This window comes from Streptomyces sp. NPDC006430 (genome assembly GCF_040612395.1).
GTDB lineage: Bacteria > Actinomycetota > Actinomycetes > Streptomycetales > Streptomycetaceae > Streptomyces.
Genome location: NZ_JBEXQA010000003.1, coordinates 393,418 through 418,058 on the forward strand (window position 1 = coordinate 393,418; position 24,641 = coordinate 418,058).

General features: G+C 72.6%; 22 protein-coding genes. 20 read left to right on the plus strand and 2 right to left on the minus strand.

Going from position 1 to position 24,641, the window contains the following annotated elements; all coding sequences use genetic code 11:
- The first annotated feature begins 155 nt into the window (after positions 1–155).
- From ABZZ20_RS07665 to ABZZ20_RS07690, 6 genes are all read left to right on the plus strand, one after another.
- Positions 156–1,343: a peptidoglycan bridge formation glycyltransferase FemA/FemB family protein gene (locus tag ABZZ20_RS07665; protein WP_356867828.1), complete on the plus strand. Its 1,188-nt coding sequence runs from the start codon at positions 156–158 to the stop codon at positions 1,341–1,343.
- A gap of 65 nt (positions 1,344–1,408) precedes the next feature.
- Complete coding sequence (gene murJ, locus ABZZ20_RS07670; RefSeq protein WP_356867994.1) at positions 1,409–3,037, plus strand: murein biosynthesis integral membrane protein MurJ; 1,629 nt, start codon at positions 1,409–1,411, stop codon at positions 3,035–3,037.
- Between the two features lie 39 nt (positions 3,038–3,076).
- Positions 3,077–3,772 carry a response regulator transcription factor gene (locus tag ABZZ20_RS07675; RefSeq protein WP_356867830.1) on the plus strand — a complete coding sequence of 232 codons (696 nt, stop codon included), beginning with the start codon at positions 3,077–3,079 and terminating at the stop codon, positions 3,770–3,772.
- Positions 3,769–5,211, plus strand: a complete 1,443-nt coding sequence (locus tag ABZZ20_RS07680) for a HAMP domain-containing sensor histidine kinase (protein WP_356867832.1) — start codon at positions 3,769–3,771, stop codon at positions 5,209–5,211. The genes ABZZ20_RS07675 and ABZZ20_RS07680 overlap by 4 nt, the downstream gene beginning before the upstream one ends.
- Complete coding sequence (locus tag ABZZ20_RS07685) at positions 5,208–5,714, plus strand: hypothetical protein (RefSeq protein WP_356867834.1); 507 nt, start codon at positions 5,208–5,210, stop codon at positions 5,712–5,714. The genes ABZZ20_RS07680 and ABZZ20_RS07685 overlap by 4 nt, the downstream gene beginning before the upstream one ends.
- A 62-nt stretch (positions 5,715–5,776) precedes the next feature.
- The gene (locus tag ABZZ20_RS07690; protein ID WP_356867836.1) at positions 5,777–7,078 is read left to right on the plus strand and encodes a cytochrome P450; all 1,302 of its coding nucleotides are present in this window, start codon (positions 5,777–5,779) and stop codon (positions 7,076–7,078) included.
- On the opposite strand, the gene ABZZ20_RS07695 is transcribed toward ABZZ20_RS07690, so the two are convergent.
- The gene (locus ABZZ20_RS07695; protein ID WP_356867838.1) at positions 7,038–7,763 is read right to left on the minus strand and encodes a hypothetical protein; all 726 of its coding nucleotides are present in this window, start codon (positions 7,761–7,763) and stop codon (positions 7,038–7,040) included. The genes ABZZ20_RS07690 and ABZZ20_RS07695 overlap by 41 nt on opposite strands.
- A gap of 127 nt (positions 7,764–7,890) precedes the next feature.
- Here ABZZ20_RS07695 and ggt point away from each other — a divergent pair, with 127 nt between their 5' ends.
- The gene (gene ggt, locus ABZZ20_RS07700; protein ID WP_356867840.1) at positions 7,891–9,690 is read left to right on the plus strand and encodes a gamma-glutamyltransferase; all 1,800 of its coding nucleotides are present in this window, start codon (positions 7,891–7,893) and stop codon (positions 9,688–9,690) included.
- A gap of 73 nt (positions 9,691–9,763) precedes the next feature.
- On the opposite strand, the gene map is transcribed toward ggt, so the two are convergent.
- Entirely contained in the window at positions 9,764–10,531 is a 768-nt protein-coding gene (gene map / locus ABZZ20_RS07705; RefSeq protein WP_356867842.1) for a type I methionyl aminopeptidase, read from the minus strand.
- A gap of 65 nt (positions 10,532–10,596) precedes the next feature.
- On the opposite strand from map, the gene ABZZ20_RS07710 reads away from it, so the two are divergent.
- The 13 genes from ABZZ20_RS07710 to recQ all read left to right on the plus strand — a co-directional run bounded on the left by ABZZ20_RS07710 (position 10,597) and on the right by recQ (position 24,497).
- Positions 10,597–10,848 carry a helix-turn-helix transcriptional regulator gene (locus ABZZ20_RS07710; protein WP_356867844.1) on the plus strand — a complete coding sequence of 84 codons (252 nt, stop codon included), beginning with the start codon at positions 10,597–10,599 and terminating at the stop codon, positions 10,846–10,848.
- 105 nt (positions 10,849–10,953) lie between these two features.
- On the plus strand, positions 10,954–11,142 hold the full coding sequence (locus ABZZ20_RS07715; RefSeq protein ID WP_356867845.1) for a hypothetical protein: 189 nt from the start codon (positions 10,954–10,956) through the stop codon (positions 11,140–11,142).
- Positions 11,143–11,257: 115 nt separating this feature from the next.
- A complete protein-coding gene (locus ABZZ20_RS07720) occupies positions 11,258–11,638 on the plus strand; it encodes a PPOX class F420-dependent oxidoreductase (RefSeq protein ID WP_356867847.1) in 381 nt (126 codons plus the stop codon).
- 45 nt (positions 11,639–11,683) lie between these two features.
- Positions 11,684–13,255 carry a hypothetical protein gene (locus ABZZ20_RS07725; protein ID WP_356867849.1) on the plus strand — a complete coding sequence of 524 codons (1,572 nt, stop codon included), beginning with the start codon at positions 11,684–11,686 and terminating at the stop codon, positions 13,253–13,255.
- A gap of 151 nt (positions 13,256–13,406) precedes the next feature.
- Positions 13,407–14,249, plus strand: coding sequence for a nitrilase-related carbon-nitrogen hydrolase (locus ABZZ20_RS07730; RefSeq protein WP_356867851.1), 843 nt, complete (start codon positions 13,407–13,409; stop codon positions 14,247–14,249).
- 38 nt (positions 14,250–14,287) lie between these two features.
- Positions 14,288–15,541, plus strand: coding sequence for an aspartate aminotransferase family protein (locus tag ABZZ20_RS07735; protein ID WP_356867996.1), 1,254 nt, complete (start codon positions 14,288–14,290; stop codon positions 15,539–15,541).
- Positions 15,542–15,557: 16 nt separating this feature from the next.
- Positions 15,558–16,958 carry a dihydropyrimidinase gene (hydA, locus tag ABZZ20_RS07740; RefSeq protein ID WP_356867853.1) on the plus strand — a complete coding sequence of 467 codons (1,401 nt, stop codon included), beginning with the start codon at positions 15,558–15,560 and terminating at the stop codon, positions 16,956–16,958.
- Positions 16,959–16,982: 24 nt separating this feature from the next.
- Positions 16,983–17,984, plus strand: coding sequence for a TIGR03842 family LLM class F420-dependent oxidoreductase (locus ABZZ20_RS07745; RefSeq protein ID WP_356867855.1), 1,002 nt, complete (start codon positions 16,983–16,985; stop codon positions 17,982–17,984).
- Positions 17,985–18,033: 49 nt separating this feature from the next.
- Positions 18,034–19,578 carry an NCS1 family nucleobase:cation symporter-1 gene (locus tag ABZZ20_RS07750; RefSeq protein WP_356867857.1) on the plus strand — a complete coding sequence of 515 codons (1,545 nt, stop codon included), beginning with the start codon at positions 18,034–18,036 and terminating at the stop codon, positions 19,576–19,578.
- A 38-nt stretch (positions 19,579–19,616) separates the two neighbouring features.
- Entirely contained in the window at positions 19,617–20,441 is an 825-nt protein-coding gene (locus ABZZ20_RS07755) for an inositol monophosphatase (RefSeq protein ID WP_356867859.1), read from the plus strand.
- A 78-nt stretch (positions 20,442–20,519) separates the two neighbouring features.
- Complete coding sequence (locus ABZZ20_RS07760; protein WP_356867861.1) at positions 20,520–21,938, plus strand: NAD(P)/FAD-dependent oxidoreductase; 1,419 nt, start codon at positions 20,520–20,522, stop codon at positions 21,936–21,938.
- A complete protein-coding gene (locus ABZZ20_RS07765; RefSeq protein WP_356867998.1) occupies positions 21,938–22,450 on the plus strand; it encodes an O-acetyl-ADP-ribose deacetylase in 513 nt (170 codons plus the stop codon). The genes ABZZ20_RS07760 and ABZZ20_RS07765 overlap by 1 nt, the downstream gene beginning before the upstream one ends.
- Positions 22,451–22,526: 76 nt before the next feature.
- Positions 22,527–24,497 carry a DNA helicase RecQ gene (recQ, locus tag ABZZ20_RS07770; protein ID WP_356867863.1) on the plus strand — a complete coding sequence of 657 codons (1,971 nt, stop codon included), beginning with the start codon at positions 22,527–22,529 and terminating at the stop codon, positions 24,495–24,497.
- Positions 24,498–24,641: the final 144 nt, after the last annotated feature.

A 24,641-nucleotide genomic window follows, 5' to 3' on the forward strand; every position in this document is an offset into this window, starting at 1 on the left:
GCCCAATCCGTCGAAAAGATCCGAATTCCGGTTGTGATGTGGACCGCAGCGAAACGGTCATGGTCCGGTCACAATCGCCGCGCGATTCCGTCATGGACACCTGTGAGAGTCCTGTGCATCCCGCTCCCTCGGACGTACAGGAAGGTCGATCAGCCGTGTGCGCACTGCTCGTGACCCCCGCCCGGCAGCACCAGGAGAAGGACCAGGACCAGCGCCGGAACCAGGAGCTGAGGGTGCGTCCGCTGACCGTCCCCGAATACCAGGCCTTCCTTTCCCGGCACGGGCGGGCGAGTTTCCTCCAGTACCCGTCATGGGCCGAGGTGAAGGACCTCTGGCGCTCCGAACGAGTCGCATGGCACTACCCGGACGGTGAAATAGCGGGCGCCGGACTCGTTCTCTACCGTCAATTCCCCGGCACCCGCAAATACTTCGCCTACCTTCCCGAGGGCCCCGTCGCCGACTGGTCCGACCCCCGCATCGACCGGTGGCTGGACCCCCTGATGCGCCACCTGCGCGCGGCCGGCGCCTTCGCCGTCCGGATCGGCCCCGCCCCCGCCTACCGCCGTTGGGACGCCGCCACCGTCAAGGCCGGCACCGGACCCGGGCGCCGGGTGTCGGACGTGCTCGCCACCGAGGTCGATCCGGTCGGCGCCGCCCTCGCCGACCGCCTGCGCAGCCGCGGCTGGAAGCGCTGCGGCGGCGAGGACGACGGCGACGCCCAACCGCGCCACGTCTTCCGCGTGCAGATCGCCGGCCGCTCCGTCGAGGACCTGTGGTCCGGGCTCAACCAGGAATGGCGGCGCAACGTGCGCAAGGCCGAGAAGGCCGGTGTGCAGACCGTCATCGGCACCGCCGCCGACCTTCCCGAGTTCTACCGACTGCTACGGATCACCGAGGAGCGCGACGGCTTCCGACTCGGTCGCTCGCTCGCGTACTACCAGCAGCAGTACGAGGTCCTCAACGCCGAGGCGCTCGGCCGGATGCGCCTCTACCTGGGCGTCCACCAGGGCGAGATCCTCGCCGCACACACGATGATCGTGGCCGGCAGGCGGGTCTGGTACCAAACCGGCGCCTCCGCGGACCACCGCCGCGAGGTCCGCCCCAGCAACGCCTTGCAGTGGCGCATGATGCGCGACGCACACGCCCTCGGAGCGGACGAGTACGACATGCGCGGGGTACCCTCCACCCTTGACCCCGACGAACGTTCCTTCGGGTTGCTGCGCTGGAAGCTCGGCACCGGCGGACAGGTCGTCGAAACGCTAGGCGAGTGGGAGACCCCGGTGGACGGATACGCCAACACGGCGCTCTACAGGGCTTTCCAGGCCTACCTGGCCCGCCGGTGACCGACACCGCCACCGACACCGCCACCAGAGCGGCCGGTCCGGCAACCGACCCCGCGGCGCACACGGTGCCCACGGCACCGCAGAAGTCCTCGGTGCTGCGCAGCGGCGCGCTCATGGCCGCCGGGTCGATCGTCTCCCGCGCCACCGGCTTCGTCCGCTCCGCCGTCGTGGTCGCCGCGCTCGGCACCGGACTGCTCGGCGACAGCTACGCCGTCTCCAACACCGTCCCGAACATCCTGTACATGCTGCTCATCGGCGGCGCGCTCAACGCGGTCTTCGTTCCCGAACTGGTCCGGGCCGCCAAGGAGCACGAGGACGGCGGGGCCGCCTACACCGACCGGCTGCTGACCGCCTGCACGGCGGCCCTCGTCGTGCTGACCGCCGTCGCCGTACTGGCCGCACCGCTGATCGTCTCGGCGTACACCCCGTACACCGGGACCCAGGCGAGCACCACCGTGGCCCTGGCCCGGTACTGCCTCCCGCAGATCCTCTTCTACGGGCTCTTCACCCTGCTCGGCCAGGTGCTGAACGCCCGCGGCCGGTTCGGCGCGATGATGTGGACCCCGGTCCTCAACAACATCGTGATCATCGCTGTCTTCGGGCTCTTCCTCTACCTGTCCCACGATGCGGCCGACGGCCTGACGGGCGCGGAGACCAGGCTGCTCGGCCTCGGCACCACCGCGGGCATCGTCCTCCAGGCCCTCGCGCTCGTCCCCTCGCTGCGCGCCGCCCGCTTCCGCTGGCGGCCCCGCTTCGACTGGCGCGGCCAGGGCCTCGCCCGCCCGCTGCGCAACGCGGGCTGGCTGGTCATGCTCGTCTTCACAAACCAGATCGGCTACTGGGTCGTCACCCGGCTGTCCACCGCCACCGGACGGCACGCCGTCGAAGCCGGCCTCGCGGGCGGCGCCGGCTACACCGCCTACAGCAACGCCTACCAGCTGTGGATCGTCCCGCAGGGCATCATCACCGTCTCCCTCGTGACCGCACTGATGCCCCGGATGAGCTCGGCCGCCGCCGACGGCGATCTCGGTGCGGTCCGCCGGGACGTCTCGTACGCGCTGCGCTCCAGCGCCGCCCTCGTCGTCCCCGCCGCCGCGGTCTTCGCCGCCCTGGCCCCCTGGGTGATGGGCAGCGTCTTCGAGTACGGGCGCACCGGCGCCGCCGACGTCGAGGTCATGGCGGGCATGCTGGCGGCCTTCGCCCCCGGTCTGATCGCCTTCTCCGGCCAGTACGTCCTCTCGCGCGGGTTCTACGCCCTCTCGGACACCCGGACCCCGTTCTTCCTGAACCTGGTCATCGCCGCCCTGAACGCCGCTCTCTCCGCCGCCGCGTACCTCCTGCTGCCGCCGCGCTGGGCGGTCACGGGAATGGCGGGCGCCTACTCCGTGGCACTGTTCGCGGGCCTCGCGGTCACCGCGTACACCCTGGCCCGGCGCCTGGGACCCCGCGCGGGAAGCCGTACCGAGCGCCGCAGCACCGCGGTCCGCACCCACCTGCGGCTGCTGGTCGCCTGCGTGCCCGCGGTCGCCGCGGGGTACGCAGCCGCCCTGGCCGCCGAGGGCCTGGGCGACTTCGCAGCGGTCGGCGCGGGAACCGGGGCGATCGTGCTCGTCGTCGTCCTCCTTGCCGGGCCCCTGCGCCTCACGGAAATCACCGACCTGCTGGACTCCCTGCGGCGCAAGACCAGCCGTTGACGGGGGGGAAGGCCCCGAACCACCTGGGACGACGACCGGATGCCACGCGTACTGCTGATCGAGGACGACCCTTCCATCCGGGAAGGAGTGGGCCTCGGCCTACGCCGCCGCGGCCACGAGGTGGGCGCCACCGAGACCGGCGAGGCGGGCCTCGCCCTGATGGCGGACTTCCACCCCGAACTGGTGCTGCTCGACCTCATGCTGCCCGGCATGAACGGCGTGCAGGTCTGCCGCCGCATCCGGGAGACCAGCCAGGTCCCGATCATCATGCTGACCGCCCGCGGTGACGACTTCGACATAGTCGTCGGCCTGGAGGCCGGCGCCGACGACTACATCGTCAAACCCGCCCGCACCGAGGTGATCGAGGCCCGCATCAGGGCCGTGCTGCGCCGCCTGGGCGACCCGGCGGGCGCCCGCCCCGAGGTCGAGTTCCACGGCGAGCTCGCCATCGACCGTGCCGGGCTGACCGTCGCGAAGAACGGTGAGCGGGTCCCGCTGGCCCCCAGCGAACTCAAGCTCCTACTGCACCTGTCGGCCTCGCCCGAGCAGGTCTTCTCCCGCCAACAGCTCCTGGAGTACGTATGGGAGCACAGCTACCACGCCGACGCCCGGCTCGTGGACGCGTGCGTACGGCGCCTGCGCCACAAGGTCGAGGACCCCGACACCGCCCCCCGCTACATCCAGACCGTGCGCGGTTTCGGCTACCGGTTCGGCCCCCTCCAGAAGGCGTGGTGAGGCGCATCGCGCCGCTCGGGCTGCGCACCCGGTTGATCGCGGCCTTCCTCCTGGTCGCTGCGATCTCCGCGGTGACCACGGCCGCGCTGACCTACCAGCAGGCCCGCACCGCGGTCCTCAAGCAGAGCCAGGACACCGCCGTCAGCACCCTGCGCGACCTGATGGAGAACCAGCCCGTCACGCTGCCGATGGAACAGGAGCAGCTCCAGCGCTTCGTGAACGAACTGGGCAAACGCGGCAAACCGCACCCCTGGGCCGTCTTCGGGGAGTACGGCAGCCTGCGGGCCTCCAGCACCAGCGCGCCCACTTCCACGGTCGTCACCGAGCAACTGCGCGTCCAGGTGTCCGCCCATCCGCACGGCGCCTTCCAACGCGTGACCGACCCCGCCGGCACCCCCTACCTCGCCGTCGGCATGCCGGCCGTCTTCAGCCGCAACGACGTGCGCCAACCCACCGGCCTCGTCATCTTCGCCACGATGCCCCTGGCCACCGAGGCGAAGACGGTGGACGCCATGGTCGAAGCCGCCAAACGGGGCGCCGTCCCCGGCCTCGCCATCGCCGTCGTCCCCGCCCTGCTCGCCGCGCGCAGCGTCCTGCGCCCCGTACGGGACATGCGCCGCGCCGCCCAGCACCTCGGCCGCGGCCGCCTCGACACCCGCATCGAAGTCCGCGGCGCCGACGAGCTCGCCGGACTCGCCCGCACCTTCAACGAGACCGCCCGCGCCCTCGAACAGTCGGTGAACGAACTACGGGAGGCCGAGATCCGGGCCCGCCGCTTCGCGTCCGACGTCTCCCACGAACTGCGCACCCCGCTCTCCGGGATGCTCGCCGTCACCGAAGTCCTGGACGAGGAAGCCGAGCGCCTCGACCCCGACACGGCCGCCGCCCTGCGGCTGGTCAGCGCCGAGACCGGCAAGCTCGCGGTCCTCGTCGAGGACCTGATGGAGATATCCCGCTTCGACGCGCGCGCGGCCGAACTCAACCTCGACGACGTGGACGTGGCCGAGGCCGTCCGCAAGACCCTGGAACGCCGCCACTGGGACGACGACCGGGTGGTCACCGACCTGCCGTCGCAGGTGCGGGCCCGACTCGACCCGCGCCGCTTCGACGTGGTCCTCGCCAACCTCGTCGGCAACGCCCTCAAACACGGCGGCGCCCCCGTCCGCGTCAGCGTACGCACCGAACCCCGACCCGGTGGCCCCCGGCTGCTCCTTGTGGTCGCCGACAGCGGGCCCGGCATCGCCCCCGAGGTGCTGCCGCACATCTTCGACCGCTTCTTCAAGGCCGACGCCGCCCGTACCCGCTCCGCGGGCAGCGGCCTCGGCCTCGCCATCACCCTGGAGAACGTCCGGCTGCACGGCGGCACCCTGCTCGCCGCGAACGGGCCCGCCGGCGGAGCCGTGTTCACCCTCGACATGCCCCTGGAGGCCGACGCATGAACCCCGCACGGACGGCCGCGGGCGTCAGCGCCCTGCTGGGCGCCCTGCTGCTCACCGGCTGCGGGATCAAGACCACCGGGGTGATCGAGAGCGGCGCCGCGGCCCGGGTGATCGTGCCGGAGCGCAACGAAGGGCCGCTGCCGTACTTCGTGACCCCGGACGACCGGCTCGTCCCCTCGTCCCAGTCCGACGACCCGTCGGGCGACCTCCGGACCGGCGTGGTCCGACTGCTCCTCGGCCCCGACGGTCAGGAGAAGGCCTCGGGCCTGCACACCGAGCTGCCCGCGCTGGACCCCAAACAGGCCGCGGGAGCCCAGGTCGTACGGAGCTCGGACGCCGTGATCGAAATCCGGCTCCCGTTCAAGGTCGGCGGCCTGTCCGCGCTCGCCCGCGGCCAATTGGTGTGCACCGCGCTGTCCACCAGCGGGTCTCAGGACCGGGTGGTCCTGCGCGGCCCGGACACCACCCTCGACGAGGCAGCCTGCGACACCGGCAGCAGCTGAGCGCGCCTCCCGCTCCGGCGGTCCCCTTGCGGGGCGGCCGGTGCTGCGGCCACCGTGGGCCCATGGACCAGGCCTCCCCGAACCCCGCCGCGGACGTCCCCGACGTCTTCGATCCGCGCGTCTACGCCGAGGGCGTCCCGCACGCGCGCTACCGGCTGTTGCGTGACCGGAACCCGGTGGCCCGGCAGGCGGAGCCGGAGCTCCTGGGCTGGCCCGCCGGACCCGGCTTCTGGGCGGTCACCCGGCACGCCGACGTGGTCCGGGTGCTGCGCGACCACACCACGTACTCCTCCTGGCTGGGCGCCACCCAGATCCGCGATCCCGACCCGGCGGACCTGCCCTTCCTCCGGCGCACCATGCTCAACCAGGACCCTTCCCGCCGCTCCGCGGGGGAGACCCCCACCGACCACGGGCGGTTGCGCCGCCTGGTCTCGCGCGCCTTCACCCCGGCCCGCGTCGACGCCTTCGCCGGCCGGGTCCGGGAGCGCGCCCGTACGCTGCTCGCCGACGCCCGGGCCAAGGCCGAGGACGGCGCCGCCGACGTGGTCGCCGCCGTCACCGACGAGTACGCGCTGCTCAATCTCACCGACCTGATGGGCGTCCCCGCCGCCGACCGCGCCCTGCTGCTGGAGTGGACCGTACGGATCATCGGCTACCAGGACCCCGAGGACACGCCCGAACCGCTGCGCGGCCCCGACGGCAAGCCGCTCAACCCGCGCTCCCCGGCCCTGCTGGGCGAGATGTTCGGCTATGCCCGCGAGCTCGCGGCCTTCAAACGCACCCACCCCGGCGACGACCTGATGACCGCCCTCGCCGGGGCCGGGCTGGACCCGGCCGAGCTGGAGATGTTCTTCTTCCTGCTCACCGTCGCGGGCAACGACACCGTACGGAGCGCCGCTCCCGGCGCCCTCCTCGCACTGGCCGGCTCCCCGGACGCCTACCGGCGGTTCGCCGGCGGCGGCGTCCCGTCGGACCGGGCCGTCGACGAACTCCTGCGCGTCCACCCGCCCGTGCTCAGCTTCCGCCGTACCGCCGCCGTCGACACCGAACTGGCCGGACAGCAGATCCGTGCCGGGGACAAGGTCGTGGTGTTCCACGCCTCCGCCAACCACGACGAGCGCGTATTCACCGACCCGGGGCGCCTCGACCTCGGCCGGACGCCCAATCCGCACGTCTCCTTCGGGGACGGTCCGCACGTCTGCCTCGGCGCCCATTTCGCCCGGCTCCAGCTGCGGGTGCTCTACGAGGAGTGGCGCGCGGCCATGCCGGCCCCGGAACTCGCGGGCCCGCCACGCCGGTTGGTGTCGAACTTCATCAACGGGATCACGCGACTGCCGCTACGGGTGTCCGGGCCGGCGCGGTGACGTCCGCCACCAGCTCCGTGACGTCGGGGCCGTAGGCGTCGGAATTGATCACCTTCAGCAGGATGCAGAAGCTCTCCTCACCGTACGTGCGGGCCAGGTGCACGTGGTGCTTGGCCAGGTAGCGGGCCGCCGCCTGATTGCTGTTGGCGGTCTGCCCGCACAGCAGGAACACCGGCCGGGAGCCCCGTCCGGACGTCAGCCGGGCCAGCAGCACGTACTCGACCAGGCCCTTCTGCCAGCGGTACGACTCCCCGCCGACGACGATGGCCCCCCGGTCCGCGGCGGGCTCGTCGGAGACCGCCATCCGTACGCCCGGGAGCATGGAGGCCAGGTGCGCCACGGTACGGGTGTTGGACGCCGGCCCGCCGACGCAGAACTCGGCCCGCTCGCCGAAGCCCTGGCGGGCCCCGTCGTGGGTGACGATCTGCACGTTCGCCCCGCAGTCCTTGATCAGGGCGGAGACCTCCAGCAGTGCGAAGGCGTCGCTGCGGTGGAGGGACGAATCGTTCCCGCCCATCTGCCGGTTGACCACGAACACGCAGTCGGCCCCGGTCGGTAGCCCGAAGAAGGCCTGTTTGCGGCGGAGCGCGCGGCGCCAGAGGTAGGTACGGGAGAACCAGCCGAACCCGCCGCTGACGGCGGTGGCTATCACCCCGAGCACGATGTTGCGGACGTCGTCATTCATGCGCGGGATGCTAAGGCACGCGCTGTCGGGCGGTGCCACGCCGGTGAACTACGCGGTCGTTACCGACGTCCTGACGGGACGCCGGAGCGACGGCTAGGCTCGGCGCACGCTGCCACTGGAGGTCCGGATGCACCGTCCCGTCACCCGCACGTTACCGTTGCTGGCCCTCGTCGCCGCCCTCGTCTCGACGGGCGCCGCCGCCCCGCCGGCGGCCCCGGCCACCCCCGCCAAGGTGCCCGTCGCGGTCGGGTACGGCGGGGCCGTCGCCAGCGTCGACGCCGACGCCTCCGCAGCCGGCATCGCGGTCCTGCGCTCCGGCGGCAACGCCGTGGACGCCGCCGTCGCGACGGCCGCAGCGCTGGGCGTGACCGAGCCGTACTCGGCCGGCATCGGCGGGGGCGGATACCTCGTCTACTACGACGCCGGGTCCCGCCGGGTACGGACCATCGACGGCCGCGAGACCGCGCCCGCGACGGCCACCGCCGGCCTCTTCCAGGAGAACGGCGTGCCCATCCCGTTCGCCGAGGGGCAGACCAGTGGCCGCGGTGTCGGGGTCCCCGGCACCCCCGCCACCTGGAAGAGCGCCCTCGACGCCTGGGGCACCCGCCCGCTCGGCCAACTCCTCAAGCCCGCCGAGAAGCTGGCACGCGACGGCTTCACCGTGGACTCGACCTTCCGGGCCCAGACGGAGCTCAACCAGGACCGCTTCAAGGACTTCCCCGACACCCGCAAGCTGTTCCTGCCCGGCGGCGCCCTGCCGGTCGTCGGCTCCACCTTCAAGAACCCCGACCTGGCGGCCACGTACGCGGAGCTGGCCCGCAAGGGCACCGGCGCGCTCTACCGGGGTCCGATCGCCGAGGACATCGTCCGGGCCGTCCGCAAGCCGCCGGTGGACCCGGCCGCCACCCGGATCGTCCGGCCCGGCGACCTGACCACGGACGACCTGCGCGCGTACGCGACCAAGCGGCAGGAACCCACTCGGGTCGGCTACCGGGGCCTCGACGTGTACAGCATGGCCCCCTCGTCCTCGGGCGGCACCACCGTCGGTGAGGCGCTCAACATCCTGGAGCGCACCGACCTCGGCTCCCTGTCCGAGGCGCAGTACCTGCACCGCTTCATCGAGGCCTCGCGGATCTCCTTCGCCGATCGCGGGCGCTGGGTCGGTGATCCCGCCTTCGAGCAGGTCCCCACGCGGGAGCTGCTCTCGCAGCGGTACGCCGACTCGCGCGGCTGCCTCATCCGGCCGGACCGGGCGCTGACCAGCCCGCTGGCCCCCGGAGACCCGCGCCATCCGGTGCCCTGCGCCACCGGCGGGCAGGCCGCCCCGACCACGTACGAAGGGGAGAACACCACGCACCTGACGGTCGCCGACCGCTGGGGCAACGTGGTCTCGTACACCCTGACCATCGAGTCCACCGGCGGCAGTGCGATCACCGTCCCGGGCCGAGGCTTCCTCCTCAACAACGAGCTCACCGACTTCTCCTTCGCCCCTGCGGCCCCCGGAGTCCCGGACCCGAACCTGCCCGGACCCGGCAAGCGGCCCCGTTCGTCCATGTCCCCGACCATCGTGCTGGAGGACGGGCGTCCGGTGCTCGCGGTCGGCTCCCCGGGTGGCGCCACCATCATCACCACCGTCCTGCAGACCCTGATCGGGCACCTGGACCGGAACCTGCCGCTGGTCGACGCCATCGCGGCGCCGCGGGCCAGCCAGCGCAACCAGAGCACCACCGAGCTGGAGCCGGGTCTGTGGAACAGTCCGGTGCGCACCGCACTGGAGGCACTGGGCCAGGGCTTCCGGCAGAACCCGGAGATCGGCGCCGCCACCGGGGTCCAACGGCTCCCGGACGGGCGCTGGCTGGCCGCCGCCGAGACGACCCGGCGGGGCGGCGGTTCCGCGATGGTGGTCCACCCGCACGGCCGCGCGTAGGCCGCCCGCCCAACAGCCGCACGCAGGGGCGGGCGCCGGGGGGCGCCCGCGCCGGCGGGCGCACCGGCCGGCCCTACGGTGCGGTCAGGATCTGCGGACCGTCGGCGGTGATCGCGACCGTGTGCTCCACGTGCGCGGCACGGCTGCCGTCGACGGTCCGTAGGGTCCAGCCGTCCCCGTCGCACCGGTAGTCGTCCGTACCGCCCGCGACCAGCATCGGTTCGATCGCGAGCACCATGCCGGGGCGCAGCTTCATGCCGCGCCCCGGCCGGCCCTCGTTGGGTACGCCCGGATCCTCGTGCATGTTGCGGCCCACGCCGTGGCCGCCGAAGCCGTCCGGGATGCCGTATCCGGCCGCACGACAGACCGTGCCGACGGCGTGCGCGATGTCGCCGATCCGGTTGCCGGGCAGTGCGGCGGCGATTCCGGCGGCGAGGGCTTCCTCGGCAGTCTCGATCAGGCGCAGGTCGGCGGGGCGTGCCCGACCGACGGTGAAGCTGACCGCCGCGTCCCCGGCCCAGCCGCCGAGCTTCGCCCCGCAGTCGATGCTGACCAGGTCGCCGTCGCGCAACCGGTAGTCGTTGGGGATGCCGTGCACGATCGCGTCGTTGACCGAGGCGCAGATCACCGCCGGGAAGGGCACCGGAGCGAACTCCGGCCGGTAGCCCAGGAAGGGTGATGTCGCCCCCGCCGCGTCCAGGACCTCGCGGGCCACCCCGTCCAGGTCCCGCAAGGACACGCCGACCCGCGCGGCCTGCCGTACGGAGGCCAGGGCGCGGGCGACGACCCGGCCCGGGGCGCGCATTTCAGCGATCGACCGTTCTGTCTTCAGTTCCACCATGCCAATAACTATACCGGTATAACTTTAACGGGATAGTTATTGGGGGGACGGGGTAGGATGACGGCATGGTCCGCACCCCTCTCACCCCCGAAGAGCGCGAGCGCGGCGAGCGTCTGGGCGCCCTGCTGCGCGAGGCCCGCGGCGGCCGCAGCATGGTCGAGGTCGCGGCCAGCGCAGGGCTGTCCTCCGAGACCCTCCGCAAGATCGAGACCGGCCGCGCGCCCACCCCGGCCTTCTTCACCGTGGCCGCCCTGGCCGAGGCGCTCGGGCTGTCCCTCGACGACGTGATGCGCCGCTGCTCCTTCGTGCCCGTCTGAGCCCCCCCCGGGCCGCGGACCTTCGGCTGCCGTTCGGGCGCGCCCGGCGGGCCGAACGGACCAATCGGTGGTGGGAGCTGCCGGGTGCGGGGCAAACGTGAAGGCGTGTCAGCAACGAACGCCTCCGAGCGACTCGGTCTCGGACTCCTCGGCGCCCTCCTCGCGGGAGGTCTGCTCCTCGCGGTCTGCGCCGCCCCCGACGGCCGCGCCCGCGGCGCAGACCCGGGCGACGCGGGCCCGCGCCACCCGGCGCCGGTGTCGGCCGCCCCCGGCCCCCGAGTGCCGAACGGATGACCGCGGCAGTAGGGGGACGGCCCGCACCACCGTGGCGTGCGGCCCGGCACGGACCTTCCGTACGCGCGCACCGGCCGAGAACGTGCGGCCGGAGCCGGGCGTTTAGGCTCCGGGGATGACTCTCGAAGAGCTGAACCGGGGCAAGTACGTCAGCCTCACCACCTTCCGCAAGGACGGCACCCCTGTCGCCACGCCGGTGTGGGCGGTCGCCGACGGCGGCGAGCTGTACCTCTGGACCCACAGCGATTCCTGGAAGGTGAAACGCATCCGCAACAACGGCCGGGTCACGGTCGCACCGTGCGACGTGCGGGGGCGGGTGCCCGAGGGGGCGCCCGTAGTGGAGGGCGAAGCGCGACTGCTGGACGAGGCCGGGCTGAAGCGGGTGCGCCGGCTGCTGTCGCGCAAGTACACCTGGCAGTTCTGGGTACTGGACCTACCCGCGGCGGTGGCCCGGCGCGGCAAGCGGCCGCATACCGCGATCGCAGTCAAGCTTTGAGATTCCCGTAGCCCGCCCGTAACACCGGTGGGGTGCAATGCCGGCATGGAGACCGCGACTTCGCTGGCGATCGGGCAACTCTCGAACTACTTGCGCGGGTTGACACAGAGACTCGATCCCGCGGCAGGTTGGTACGGGGAGTTCCTGCGACGGGATCCGGAGGGCATGCGCGCCTGCCTCGACGGCGCCGCGATGCCGCCCTGGGACGTGGTGGAGTCGTTGCTCAGCGACCTCGCGGAGGCACGGGGTGCGGAGTTCGCGGCGCGGGAGACGCAGTACGCGGCCCGGCTGCGGGCCGCGGCCGTCACGGCGTGGGACCGGCTGCCGGGCGGTGTGGAGGAACTGCGGACGCTGTGGGCGGCGGCCGTCGACCAGCGGGCCGCCTCGGAAGCGGCCGTCCGCAGCCTGACGGCGCAGCTGGCCGCGACGACGGACCGTGCCGCGGTGGACGCCCTGACCCGGGAGCTCGCCTGGACCCGCGACGACGCGGTCAGGGCCGCCGCCCGACACGAGGACCTGACCGCGCGCCTCGCGGCCTCCCCGCCGACGGGAGCCGGGTATCCGCCCGGCCCGCAGGGCTCCGTACCGGCGGACCCTCTCGGTGTGCAGCCCGTGGAACCGCCGGCGGGTGCCGGCGGGCCGTCCGCCCGGAGCGGGACCGAGTGGCCGGTGTCCCTCGAAGGGCCCGCGCCCGCCCCGGACGGGCAGCGGCCCTCCGGGCCGTGGGCCGAAGCCAATGCCGAAGCCGGGGAGTTACTGCCCGGGGTGCCGCGGCAGGGCGATGCGGGGGAGGCGGCGGTGCAGCCTCCCGTCGGGCGCGCCGAGGGGCGGTGGCTGAGGGGCGCCCGGCGGGCGGGAGGGGCCCGGTACGCAGGTTCCGCGGCACCCGAGAGCCCGGTCTTCACCCCGCCGCCCGGGCATCCCGACGAGGTCACCGCCCCGCCCCGCGGCGCGCGCTTCGGGCGGACCGGGCCCGAGCTGCCCGCCCCGCGGGGAGCCCGTTTCGCCCCGCCGCAGCCGGAGGTGCAGCCGATCGACACCGCGCCGATCGACACCGCGCTGGCCGACAGCGCGCCGGCCAACATCGCGCCGGCCGACGGGGTTCCCCGGGCCGTCGCCGAGTTGATCGCGTTGCGGGCCCAGGGGCGCAGCGGGGAAGCGCACGTGCTGCTGTGCGAGGCCGCGGCCCGGCCCGCCGAGTGGCTGCCCTTCTTCGCCGTGGAGCTGACCCGCGCCGGACTCGGCGCGGACTGGGCCGTCCTGCTGTGGGAGGCGGCCTCGCTCCCGCCCGATCGACTCGCCGCGGTCGCCGCCGCCCTCGGCGAGGCCGGCCGGCACGCCGACTGCGAAGCACTGCTGCGCCAGGGCGTGGCCCGTCCACCCGCCGAGATCGCGGAAGCGGCCCTGGCCCTCGCCGCGTGCGGCCGGAGCCACGAGGCCGACGCCCTGTTGAGTGCCTTCGTCCGCGCCCGCACCGCGGAGGAGGCGGCCCGCCTCGCGCGTCGCGACCCGCAGTGGTTCGCCCCCCGGCTGCTCCGGGCCGCCGAGGCGCTCTCCACCACCCACCACCGTGACCTCGTACACGCCCTGCGCGTTGCGAAACCGTCCGTTTCCTGACCGGAATCGACCGATGCACGCCCTCATGTGATCGACTACTCCAACCGTGCAAGGCGGTCTTGCCCCACGGTGTGACGAGGCCTACGTTCTACTCCCTACGCACACCGTCTACGTGCGTAGAAGTCGGCGTTCCCGTCGCGAGGAGCAGCTCATGGCCCAAGTCGTCCGCGCCGCACTCGTCCAGGCCACCTGGACCGGAGACACCGAGTCGATGATCGCCAAGCACGAGGAGCACGCCCGGCGGGCCGCCGCCCAGGGCGCGCAGATCATCGGCTTCCAGGAGGTGTTCAACGCCCCGTACTTCTGCCAGGTCCAGGAACCCGAGCACTACCGCTGGGCCGAGCCGGTCCCCGACGGCCCCACCGTCCAGCGCATGCAGGCACTCGCCCGCGAGACCGGCATGGTCATCGTCGTGCCCGTCTTCGAGCAGGAGAGCGAGGGCTTCTACTACAACACCGCTGCCGTCATCGACGCCGACGGCAGCTACCTGGGCAAGTACCGCAAGCACCACATCCCCCAGGTCAAGGGCTTCTGGGAGAAGTACTACTTCCGGCCGGGCAATCTGGGCTGGCCCGTCTTCGACACCGCCGTCGGCCGCGTCGGCGTCTACATCTGCTACGACCGCCACTTCCCCGAGGGCTGGCGCGCACTGGGCCTGGCCGGAGCCCAGTTGGTCTACAACCCGTCCGCGACCTCCCGCGGCCTGTCCGCGTACCTGTGGCAGCTGGAACAGCCCGCCTCCGCCGTCGCCAACGAGTACTTCATCGCCGCGATCAACCGCGTCGGCCAGGAGGAATACGGCGACGACGACTTCTACGGCACCAGCTACTTCGTGGACCCGCGCGGCCAGTTCGTCGGGGAGGTCGCCAGCGACAAGGAGGAGGAACTCCTCGTCCGCGACCTCGACTTCGGCCTCATCGAAGAGGTCCGCACCCAATGGGCGTTCTACCGCGACCGCCGCCCCGACGCATACGGAGGGCTCGTACAGCCGTGACCAACCCGATCCCCCTGCACAGCCGCCACCGTGCCGTCATGCCCGACTGGCTCGCGCTGTATTACGACCGCCCCGTCGAGCTCACCCACGGCGAGGGCCGCCACGTCTGGGACGCCGACGGCAACCGCTATCTCGACTTCTTCGGCGGCATCCTCACCACGATGACCGCCCACGCCCTGCCCGAGGTGACCAAGGCCGTCTCCGAGCAGGCGGGCCGGCTCATCCACTCCTCCACGCTGTACCTCAACCGCCCGATGATCGAGCTGGCCGAGCGGATCGCCGCGCTGTCCGGCATCCCCGAGGCCCGCGTCTTCTTCACCACGTCCGGCACCGAGGCCAACGACACCGCCCTGCTGCTGGCGACGGCGTACCGCCGCTCCAACCAGATCCTGGCGATGCGCAACAGCTACCACGGCCGGTCCTTCTCCACCGTCTCCATCACCGGCAACCGCGGCTGGTCCCCGACCAGCCTCTCGCCGCTCCAGACGTACTACGTCCACGGTGCCGTGCGCACCCGCGGACCCTTCGCGCACCTGAGCGACGCCGAGTTCACCGCCGCCTGCGTCGCCGACCTCGAAGACGTACTCGGCCAGGCCCGCGGCCAGATGGCCGCCCTCATCGCCGAACCCGTCCAGGGCGTCGGCGGGTTCACCTCTCCGCCCGACGGCCTGTACGGGGCCTTCCGAGAGGTCCTGGACCGGCACGGCATCCTCTGGATCAGCGACGAGGTGCAGACCGGCTGGGGCCGCACGGGAGACAACTTCTGGGGCTGGCAGGCGCACGCCCAGAACGGCCCGCCGGACATCCTCACCTTCGCCAAGGGCATCGGCAATGGCATGTCCGTCGGCGGGGTCGTGGCCCGCGCCGAGGTGATGAACTGCATCGACACCAACTCCATCTCCACCTTCGGCGGCTCCCCGGTCACCATGGCCGCCGGCCTCGCGAACCTCACGTACCTGCTGGAGCACGACCTCCAGGGCAACGCCCGCCGCGTCGGCGGCCTGCTCCTGGAGCGGCTGCGTGCCATCGCCGCCGCCGTGCCCGCCGTACGGGAGGTCCGCGGCCGGGGCCTGATGGCCGGCCTGGAGCTGGCGAAGCCCGGCACCGACCAGGCGGACCCGGACGCGGCCACCGCCGTACTGGAGGCTGCCCGCGAAGGGGGCCTGCTGGTCGGCAAGGGCGGCGGGTACAACACCAGCGTGCTGCGCATCGCGCCGCCGCTCTCCCTCACCGTCGCCGAGGCGGAAGAGGGCGCCGAGATCCTCGAACGGGCCCTGCGCAGCGTCGTGTAGCCGGGAGGCGTCGCACATGTCCATCCGCACCCTGATCCGCGGCGGCCTCGTCATCACGGCCGCCGACGAACTCCACGCCGACGTACTGGTCGAGGACGGCCGGGTGGCCGCCCTCGCGGCCCACGGCTCGGCAGCCGCCGAGGCCTGGACGGCCGACCGTACGATCGAGGCGAGCGGAAAGTACGTCATCCCCGGCGGGGTCGACGCGCACACCCACATGGAGCTCCCGTTCGGTGGGACCGCCGCCTCGGACACCTTCGAGACCGGGACCCGGGCCGCCGCCTGGGGCGGCACCACCACGATCGTCGACTTCGCCGTGCAGAGCGTCGGCCGCGCCCTGCGCGAGGGGCTCGACACCTGGTACGACAAGGCCGACGGCCGGTGTTCCATCGACTACGCCTTCCACATGATCCTCTCGGACGTGAACGAGGGGACCCTGAAGGAGATGGACCACCTGGTCGGGGAGGGGGTCACCTCCTTCAAACTGTTCATGGCCTACCCCGGGGTCTTCTACAGCGACGACGGGCAGATCCTGCGCGCGATGCAGCGGGCGTCCTCGAACGGCGGGCTGATCATGATGCACGCCGAGAACGGCATCGCGATCGACGTGCTCGTCGAACAGGCCCTGGCCCGCGGGGAGACCGATCCCCGCCACCACGGCGAGGTCCGCAAGGTGCTCCTCGAAGCGGAGGCCACGCACCGGGCCGTTCAGCTCGCGCGGGTCGCGGGCGCCCCGCTCTACGTGGTCCACGTCTCGGCCGAGGAGGCGGTCGCGGAGCTGGCCGCCGCCCGGGACAAGGGGCTGCCGGTGTTCGGCGAGACCTGCCCGCAGTACCTCTTCCTGTCCACCGACAACCTCGCGGAGCCCGACTTCCAGGGCGCCAAGTACGTCTGTTCCACACCGCTGAGGCCGCGCGAGCACCAGGCTGCGCTGTGGCGGGGCCTGCGGACCAACGACCTCCAGGTGGTGTCCACCGACCACTGCCCGTTCTGCTTCCGCGGCCAGAAGGAGCTCGGCCGCGGCGACTTCTCGAAGATCCCGAACGGGCTGCCCGGCGTGGAGAACCGCATGGACCTCCTCCACCAGGCCGTCCTGGACGGGCACATCAGTCGCCGCCGCTGGATCGAGATCGCCTGCGCGACCCCGGCCCGGATGTTCGGCCTCTACCCCCAGAAGGGCACCATCGCCCCGGGCTCCGACGCCGACATCGTCCTCTACGACCCGCACGCCGAGCAGGTCATCTCCGCCGAGACGCACCACATGAACGTGGACTACTCGGCGTACGAGGGCAAGCGGATCACCGGACGCGTCGACACCGTCCTCTCGCGCGGCGAACTCGTCATCGACCGGCGCGAGTACACCGGTCGGGCCGGCCACGGGGTGTTCGTCCCCCGCTCCACCTGCCAGTACCTGTAGCAGCAGCACGCAAGGAGCCACCCCATGGATTTCGGCCTCGTCCTACAGACCGACCCGCCCGCCTCCCAGGTCGTCAGCCTCATGCGCCGCGCCGAGCGCAACGGGTTCCGCTACGGCTGGACCTTCGACTCCGCCGTGCTGTGGCAGGAGCCGTTCGTCATCTACAGCCAGATCCTGGCCAACACGCAGAAGCTCCACGTCGGCCCGATGGTCACCAACCCGGGCACCCGCACCTGGGAGGTCACCGCCTCCACCTTCGCCACCCTCAACGACATGTACGGCAACCGCACCGTGTGCGGCATCGGCCGCGGAGACTCCGCCATGCGGGTCGCCGGGCGCAAACCGAACACCCTGGCCCGCCTCGGCGAGGCCATCGAGGTCATCCGGGACCTCGCGGAGGGCCGGGAGGCGGAGGTCGACGGCAACCCCCTGCGGATCCCGTGGGTCCGGGACGGGAAGCTCCCCGTCTGGATGGCCGCGTACGGGCCGAAGGCGCTCGCCCTGGCCGGTGAGAAGGCGGACGGGTTCATCCTCCAACTCGCCGACCCCTACCTCACCGAGTGGATGATCGGATCGGTTCGGGAAGCCGCCGAGCGGGCCGGCCGCGATCCGGACGCCCTCACCATCTGCGTCGCGGCGCCGGCGTACGTGGGCGAGGACCTGGCCCACGCCCGCGAACAGTGCCGCTGGTTCGGAGGGATGGTCGGCAACCACGTCGCGGACCTGGTCAGCCGCTACGGCGAGCACTCCGGCATGGTCCCGGAGGCCCTCACCGAGTACATCAAGTCCCGCCAGGGCTACGACTACAGCCACCACGGCCGGGCCGGGAACCCGTCGACGGACTTCGTCCCGGACGAGATCGTGGACCGGTTCTGCCTGCTGGGCCCGCCCGAGGCCCACATCGAGAAGCTGCGGGCCCTGCGCGACCTGGGCGTCGACCAGTTCGCGGTGTACGACATGCACGACGCGAAGGAGGCCACCATCGACGCGTACGGACAGCACGTCATCCCGGCGTTCAGATCCTGACGCCCGGGCCCGGACCGGGCCCGGACCCCGACCGAAGGGATACGCGCTCATGCGGGAACACACCATCGGCGACACCGGGAGCCGTGTGGAGCTCGCCCCCGGCGAGGTCCCCGAAGACAGCCGCTTCGCCAACGCCGACCTCCTTCCCGTACCGGTCGGGGCCAGGCGCTGGACGACGTACAACTTCACCGCCCTGTGGGTCGGCATGGCGCACAACATCCCCTCCTGGTTGCTCGCCTCGGGGCTGGTGGCGCTGGGCATGGACTGGAAACAGGCCGTCCTCACCATCGCCCTCGCCAACCTCGTGGTGCTCGTGCCGATGCTGCTCACCGGGCACGCCGGCCCCAAGTACGGGATACCCTTCCCGGTCCTGGCCCGAGCCTCCTTCGGGGTGCGCGGGGCCAACCTGGCCGCGCTGGCCCGGGCGGCCGTGGCCTGCGCCTGGTTCGGGATCCAGACCTGGATCGGCGGGTCCGGGATCTTCGTCCTGCTCGGCAAGGCGTTCGGCGGCTGGGCGGACGCGGAGCGGATCGCCGGCCAGCCCTGGACGCTGTGGTTGTGCTTCGCCGCCTTCTGGGCGCTCGAACTCGCCATCATCTACCGGGGGATGGAAACCCTGCGGCGCTTCGAGAACTGGGCCGCGCCCTTCGTCATCGTCGGCGCACTGGCGCTCCTGGTGTGGATCGGGGTGAAGGCGGGCGGCTTCGGCGAACTGCTCGACCAGCCGTCCCGGCTCGGCTGGGGCGAGGACTTCTGGCCGGTGTTCTTCCCCTCGCTGATGGGGATGATCGCGTTCTGGTCCACCCTCGCGCTCAACATCCCGGACTTCACGCGCTTCGGCGCCGGCCAACGCTCCCAGATCCTCGGACAGACGCTCGGACTGCCGACGACCATGACCCTCTTCGCACTCCTGTCGGTGTTCGTCACCTCCGGCTCCGAGGCGGTGTACGGCACCCCGATCTGGGACCCGGTCCTGCTGGTCTCCAAGACCGACAACGTCTTCGGGCTGCTCTTCGCCCTGCTGACGGTGCTCGTCGCGACGATCTCGGTCAACATCGCGGCGAACGTGGTCTCCCCGGCGTACGACCTGGCCAACCTGGCCCCCCGACTGATCGACTTCCGCACCGGTGCGCTGATCACCGGGGTGGTCGGCGTACTGATCATGCCCTGGAAGCTGACCGCGACCCCCGAGCTCTACGTCTTCACCTGGCTCGGCCTGGTCGGCGGCCTGCTCGGCACGGTCGCCGGGGTCCTGATCGCCGACTACTGGATCGTGCGCCGCACACGGCTGTCCCTGCCCGATCTGTACCGGGCGGAAGGGCCCTACTGGTACCGGGGCGGCTGGAACCCGCGAGCGCTGACGGCCTTCCTGGTCGGCGGGGTCCTCGCCATCGGGGGCTCGCACTCGGCGCCCGGCCAGGGCCCATTCCCCGAGGACGGGCTGATCCCCGCCCTGAAGCCGCTCGCGGACTACGGCTGGGCGGTGGGACTGGTCTCGTCCCTGCTGCTGTACGCCGCGCTCATGCACCGGGAACGTCCCCCCTCTCCGCCGGGGCTGGAGTCCACCCGCAGTCCAGCGGCCCGACCGGAATGACGGTGGGGTTCGTCACCCGGGCGTGATGTGATGGAGGCATGATCGAAGAGTTCCTGGCCCATGACCTGTCCGCGGTGGAAGAAGCCGTCCGCAAGGCGGCGGCGGTCGAGATCATGCCGAGATTCCGGCAGCTCGCCGACCACGAAGTGGACCAGAAGACCGGTCCGCACGATCTGGTGACCGTTGCCGACCGCAAGGCCGAAGAGCACCTCACGGCCGCCCTGACGCTGCTCCTGCCCGGCTCCGCCGTGGTCGGCGAGGAGGCCGTGCACGCAGACCCGACCGCGTACGGGGCGCTGCGCGCCGACGCGCCGGTGTGGATCGTCGACCCGGTCGACGGCACCCGGCAGTTCGTGGCCGGCGACCCGGCCTTCTGCACCCTGGTGGCCCTGGCCCACCGCGGGGAGATCCTCGCCTCCTGGACCTTCGCCCCGGCGCTGGACGAGCTGGCGACCGCCGTGCGCGGTCAGGGCGCGTACGTCAACGGCGAGCGGATCGCGTGCGGTTCGCCGGAACCGGGCGCCGAGCTGCGGGTGGCCATGGCCCACCCGCTCTACACCTCCGACGAGCACAAGCGCGTCCTGGCCCGTCTCGACGTGCCCGGTGTCGCGGCCCGACCGTGCGGCTCGGCGGGTCTGGAGTACCTGAAGGTGGCCCGCGGCGAGATGGACGGGCTCGCCTTCACCTGGCCCTCGGCCTGGGACCACGCGGCCGGACTGCTCCTGGTCGCCGAGGCGGGCGGTACGCAGAGCACCGTCGCCGGAGTGCCCTTCCGGGTGGACCGGGACAACGAGCTGCCGTTCGCGGTGGGCCGCGACGAGGCCACCACCGTACGCATCCGTGACCTGCTGCGGGGTGCCTGACCGGCAACAGGCCGGGACCGGTGGGGGCGGGCCGAATATCCTGGGGGCGCAGCCGCCGCCGGACGAAGGAGTCTCAACGTGCCGTCGATTCTCGATGTGGTCGTGGTGGGGGCGGGGCCCAATGGGCTGACGGCCGCCGTCGAGCTGGCCCGGCGCGGCTTCTCGGCCGCCGTGTTCGAAGCCGCGGAGACGGTCGGCGGCGGGGCCCGCACCGAGGAGCTCACCCTCCCGGGCTTCCGGCACGACCCCTGCTCGGCGGTGCATCCGCTCGGCATCGGTTCACCCGTGTTCTCCACCATGCCGCTGCGGCAGTACGGGCTGGAATGGCTGCACGCCCCGCTGCCCATGGCGCACCCCTTCGACGACGGTACGGCCGCCGTGCTCTCCCGCTCCGTCTCCGAGACCGCGGCCTCCCTCGGGCCGCGCGACGCGGGCACGTACCGGCGGCTCGTGCATCCGTTCCTCGGCAGGTGGGACACCCTGGTCAGGGACTTCATGTCCCTGCCGTCGACCGCCCTGCCCCGGGACCCCGCCACCCTGGCCCGGTTCGGACTCACCGGACTGCCGCCCGTCACCTGGCTGTTGCGCCGCTTCCACGAGGAGCCGGCACGGGCGCTGTTCGCGGGGCTCGCCGCGCACGTCAACGCCCCGCTGGACGGGATCGCCACCGGCGCCGTCGGCCTGGTCTTCGCGCTGGCCGCGCACGAGCGCGGCTGGCCGATGGCGCGCGGCGGCTCGCAGTCGATCTCGGACGCCCTCGCCGCCTACCTGCGCGACCTCGGCGGCGTGGTCCACACCGGATTCGAGGTCAAACGCCTCGACGACCTCCCGCCGGCCCGGGCGTACGTCTTCGACACCTCGCCGACCGCGCTGGCCCGGATCGCCCGGCTGGGGCGCGCGTACGACGGCTACCGGTACGGCGCCTCCGTATTCAAGATCGACTACGCGCTGGACGGGCCCGTGCCGTGGACCGCCGAGGCCCCGCGCCGGGCCGGCACCGTCCAGATCGGCCCGCGGACCCGCGACATCGACGCCGCCCTCCAACTGGCCACGAGCGGCCGGGCCCCCCGCAGCCCCTTCCTGATCACCGCCCAGCCCAGCCTGGCCGACCCCGGCCGTGCGCCCGAGGGCAAGCACGTCTTCTGGGCGTACGGGCACGTCCCCGCGGGCTGGGGCGGCAACCTCACCGATGCCGTGGAACGCCAACTGGAGCGCTTCGCACCCGGCTTCCGCGACCTGGTGCTGGCCCGCGCCACGGCCGGACCGCCGGAACTGGCCGCACGCAACCCCAACTACGTCGGCGGCGACATCGCCTGCGGCGCCACCTCGGGGCTCCAGCTGCTGCTGCGCCCCAAGCTCTCGCTGTCCCCGTACACGACCGCCCACCCGGCCGTCTTCCTCTGTTCCTCCGCCACCCCGCCCGGCCCCGGCGTGCACGGCATGTCCGGCCACAACGCCGCCAAGGCCGTGTGGCGACACCTACGAAAGGCTCCGTGATGGTCCGCATCACCCTCGTGCAGGGCGACATCACCGCCGAGCAGGCGGACGTCGTGGTCAACGCGGCGAACTCCTCGCTGCTCGGCGGCGGCGGCGTGGACGGTGCCATCCACCGGCGCGGCGGCCCGGAGATCCTGGAGGCCTGCCGGGCGCTGCGCGCCTCCCACTACGGCAAGGGCCTCCCGACGGGCCGGGCGGTCGCCACGACCGCCGGCCGTCTCCCCGCCCGCTGGGTGGTCCACACGGTCGGCCCGGTCTGGTCACAGGACGAGGACCGCTCGGACCTGCTGGCCTCCTGCTACCGCGAATCACTGCGGGTCGCGGCCGAGCTGGGCGCCCGTACGGTGGCCTTCCCGGCGATCTCCACCGGGATCTACGGCTGGCCGATCGACGACGGAGCCCGCATCGCCGTGGAGACCGCCCGCGCCGCGGCCGGTGCCCCGGTGGAAGAGGTCCGCTTCGTCCTGTTCGACGAGAAGGCCCACACCGCCTTCGAGAGGGCCCTCGGCTGACCCCCGGGGACGGGATGGGGGTCCCGGACCGGCAGATCCGGGCGGACCTGTCCGTGGAGGTCGCTAGGCTTCTCGGATGAGCCTTGTCGACGCGTCCACCGAGATCCCCGATGCCCTGAACGTACTCCACCGCGTCTTCGGGTACGACTCCTTCCGCGGCGAGCAGCAGCAGATCATCGAGCACGTCGTCGGCGGCGGCGACGCGCTGGTGCTGATGCCGACCGGCGGCGGCAAGTCGCTCTGCTACCAGATCCCGGCGCTGGTCAGAGACGGCACGGGAGTGGTGATCTCGCCGCTGATCGCGCTGATGCAGGACCAGGTGGACGCGCTCACCGCCCTCGGGGTGCGGGCCGGCTTCCTCAACTCGACGCAGGACCCGCACGAGCGCCGCAGCGTGGAGCAGGCCTTCCTCGACGACCAGCTCGACCTGCTGTACCTGGCTCCGGAGCGGCTGCGCACCGAGGGCACGCAGCGGCTGCTCGACCAGGGCAAGGTGTCGGTCTTCGCGATCGACGAGGCGCACTGCGTCGCCCAGTGGGGACACGACTTCCGGCCCGACTACCTCGCGCTGTCCATGCTGCACGAGCGCTGGCCCGCGGTGCCCCGGATCGCGCTGACCGCGACCGCCACCGAGGCGACGCACGCCGAGATCGCGGCGCGACTGGGGCTGGGGGAGGCCCGGCACTTCGTGGCCAGCTTCGACCGGCCGAACATCCAGTACCGGATCGTCGCGAAGAACAACCCGACCAAGCAACTGCTGGAGCTGATCCGGACCGAGCACGCCGGGGACGCCGGGGTGGTCTACTGCCTGTCGCGGGCGTCGGTGGAGAAGACGGCGGCCTTCCTAGCGGAGCAGGGCATCGACGCGGTGGCCTACCACGCGGGCATGGATTCCCGCACGCGTGCGGCGAACCAGGCGCGCTTCCTGCGGGAGGACGGGGTCGTGGTGGTGGCCACGATCGCCTTCGGCATGGGCATCGACAAGCCCGACGTGCGGTTCGTCGCCCACTTGGACCTGCCGAAGTCGGTCGAGGGCTACTACCAGGAGACCGGCCGGGCCGGGCGCGACGGAGAGCCGGCCACGGCATGGCTGGCGTACGGCCTCCAGGACGTGGTGCAGCAGCGCAAGATGATCGACGGCTCCGAGGGCGACGAGGCGCACCGCCGGGCACTGGCCGGGCACCTGGAGGCGATGCTCGCACTCTGCGAGACCGTCGACTGCCGTCGGGTGAGGTTGCTGGCGTACTTCGGTCAGTCCGGCGAGCCGTGCGGCAACTGCGACACGTGTCTGACGCCGGCCGAGTCCTGGGACGGTACGGTCGCGGCGCAGAAGCTGCTGTCCACGGTGTGGCGGCTGGCCAAGGAGCGCCGACAGAAGTTCGGCGCCGGCCAGATCATCGACATCCTCCAGGGCAAGAAGACGGCCAAGGTCATCCAGTTCGACCACGACGCCCTCTCGGTCTTCGGGGTCGGGGCGGACCTGGGCACCGCGGAATGGCGGGGGGTCGTACGGCAGCTGCTGGCGTCGGGCCTACTCGCGGTCGAGGGCGACTACGGGACGCTGGTGCTCACGGACGCCAGCGGCGAGGTGCTGGGTGGCCGCCGGAGCGTCCCGATGCGCAAGGAGGCGGCGCCGGCCGCGGCCTCACGTACCGCGTCCGGCTCGCGTTCCGGGAAGGCCGGTCGCGTGCCGGTCGATCTGCCGGAGTCCGCGCTGCCGGTGTTCGAGGCGCTGCGCGCCTGGCGGGCCGCCACCGCGCGCGAGCAGGGCGTGCCGGCGTACGTCGTCTTCCACGACGCGACGCTGCGGGAGATCGCGACCCGGATGCCCGGCACGGTGGAGGAGCTGGGGACGATCGGCGGCGTCGGCGAGGCGAAGCTCGCCAAGTACGCCGACGGCATCCTCGACACCCTGGCCGCGGACCCGGCCGTCGAGCCCCCGCCGCCGGCCCGGGCCGTCCCGCCGCAGTCCTCGGCCCCCCACGACGACGAGGAACCGCCCTACGACCTGGACGACACGGACCCGCCCTGGGACGACTGGCAGTAACCGGACCCGCCCGGGCCGCTGGGGCCGTCGGGCCGGGCACGCCCGCACCCCGCCACGCACCGCGCCCGCCACGCACCGCCGGCGCTGCCGGGCCAGGCCGTGAACTCTGCGGTCCAGCAGGGGACTTCCGCCCCGCCGCAGTCC

Coding starts and splice junctions, on each gene's coding strand:
- ABZZ20_RS07675 (WP_356867830.1), top strand. CDS start 3,077: ATGCCACGCGTACTGCTGATCGAGGACGACCCTTCCATCCGGGAAGGA.
- ABZZ20_RS07685 (WP_356867834.1), top strand. CDS start 5,208: ATGAACCCCGCACGGACGGCCGCGGGCGTCAGCGCCCTGCTGGGCGCC.
- ABZZ20_RS07690 (WP_356867836.1), top strand. CDS start 5,777: ATGGACCAGGCCTCCCCGAACCCCGCCGCGGACGTCCCCGACGTCTTC.
- ABZZ20_RS07695 (WP_356867838.1), bottom strand. CDS start 7,763: ATGAATGACGACGTCCGCAACATCGTGCTCGGGGTGATAGCCACCGCC.
- ggt (WP_356867840.1), top strand. CDS start 7,891: ATGCACCGTCCCGTCACCCGCACGTTACCGTTGCTGGCCCTCGTCGCC.
- map (WP_356867842.1), bottom strand. CDS start 10,531: ATGGTGGAACTGAAGACAGAACGGTCGATCGCTGAAATGCGCGCCCCG.
- ABZZ20_RS07710 (WP_356867844.1), top strand. CDS start 10,597: ATGGTCCGCACCCCTCTCACCCCCGAAGAGCGCGAGCGCGGCGAGCGT.
- ABZZ20_RS07720 (WP_356867847.1), top strand. CDS start 11,258: ATGACTCTCGAAGAGCTGAACCGGGGCAAGTACGTCAGCCTCACCACC.
- ABZZ20_RS07725 (WP_356867849.1), top strand. CDS start 11,684: ATGGAGACCGCGACTTCGCTGGCGATCGGGCAACTCTCGAACTACTTG.
- ABZZ20_RS07730 (WP_356867851.1), top strand. CDS start 13,407: ATGGCCCAAGTCGTCCGCGCCGCACTCGTCCAGGCCACCTGGACCGGA.
- ABZZ20_RS07735 (WP_356867996.1), top strand. CDS start 14,288: ATGCCCGACTGGCTCGCGCTGTATTACGACCGCCCCGTCGAGCTCACC.
- hydA (WP_356867853.1), top strand. CDS start 15,558: ATGTCCATCCGCACCCTGATCCGCGGCGGCCTCGTCATCACGGCCGCC.
- ABZZ20_RS07745 (WP_356867855.1), top strand. CDS start 16,983: ATGGATTTCGGCCTCGTCCTACAGACCGACCCGCCCGCCTCCCAGGTC.
- ABZZ20_RS07750 (WP_356867857.1), top strand. CDS start 18,034: ATGCGGGAACACACCATCGGCGACACCGGGAGCCGTGTGGAGCTCGCC.
- ABZZ20_RS07755 (WP_356867859.1), top strand. CDS start 19,617: ATGATCGAAGAGTTCCTGGCCCATGACCTGTCCGCGGTGGAAGAAGCC.
- ABZZ20_RS07765 (WP_356867998.1), top strand. CDS start 21,938: ATGGTCCGCATCACCCTCGTGCAGGGCGACATCACCGCCGAGCAGGCG.
- recQ (WP_356867863.1), top strand. CDS start 22,527: ATGAGCCTTGTCGACGCGTCCACCGAGATCCCCGATGCCCTGAACGTA.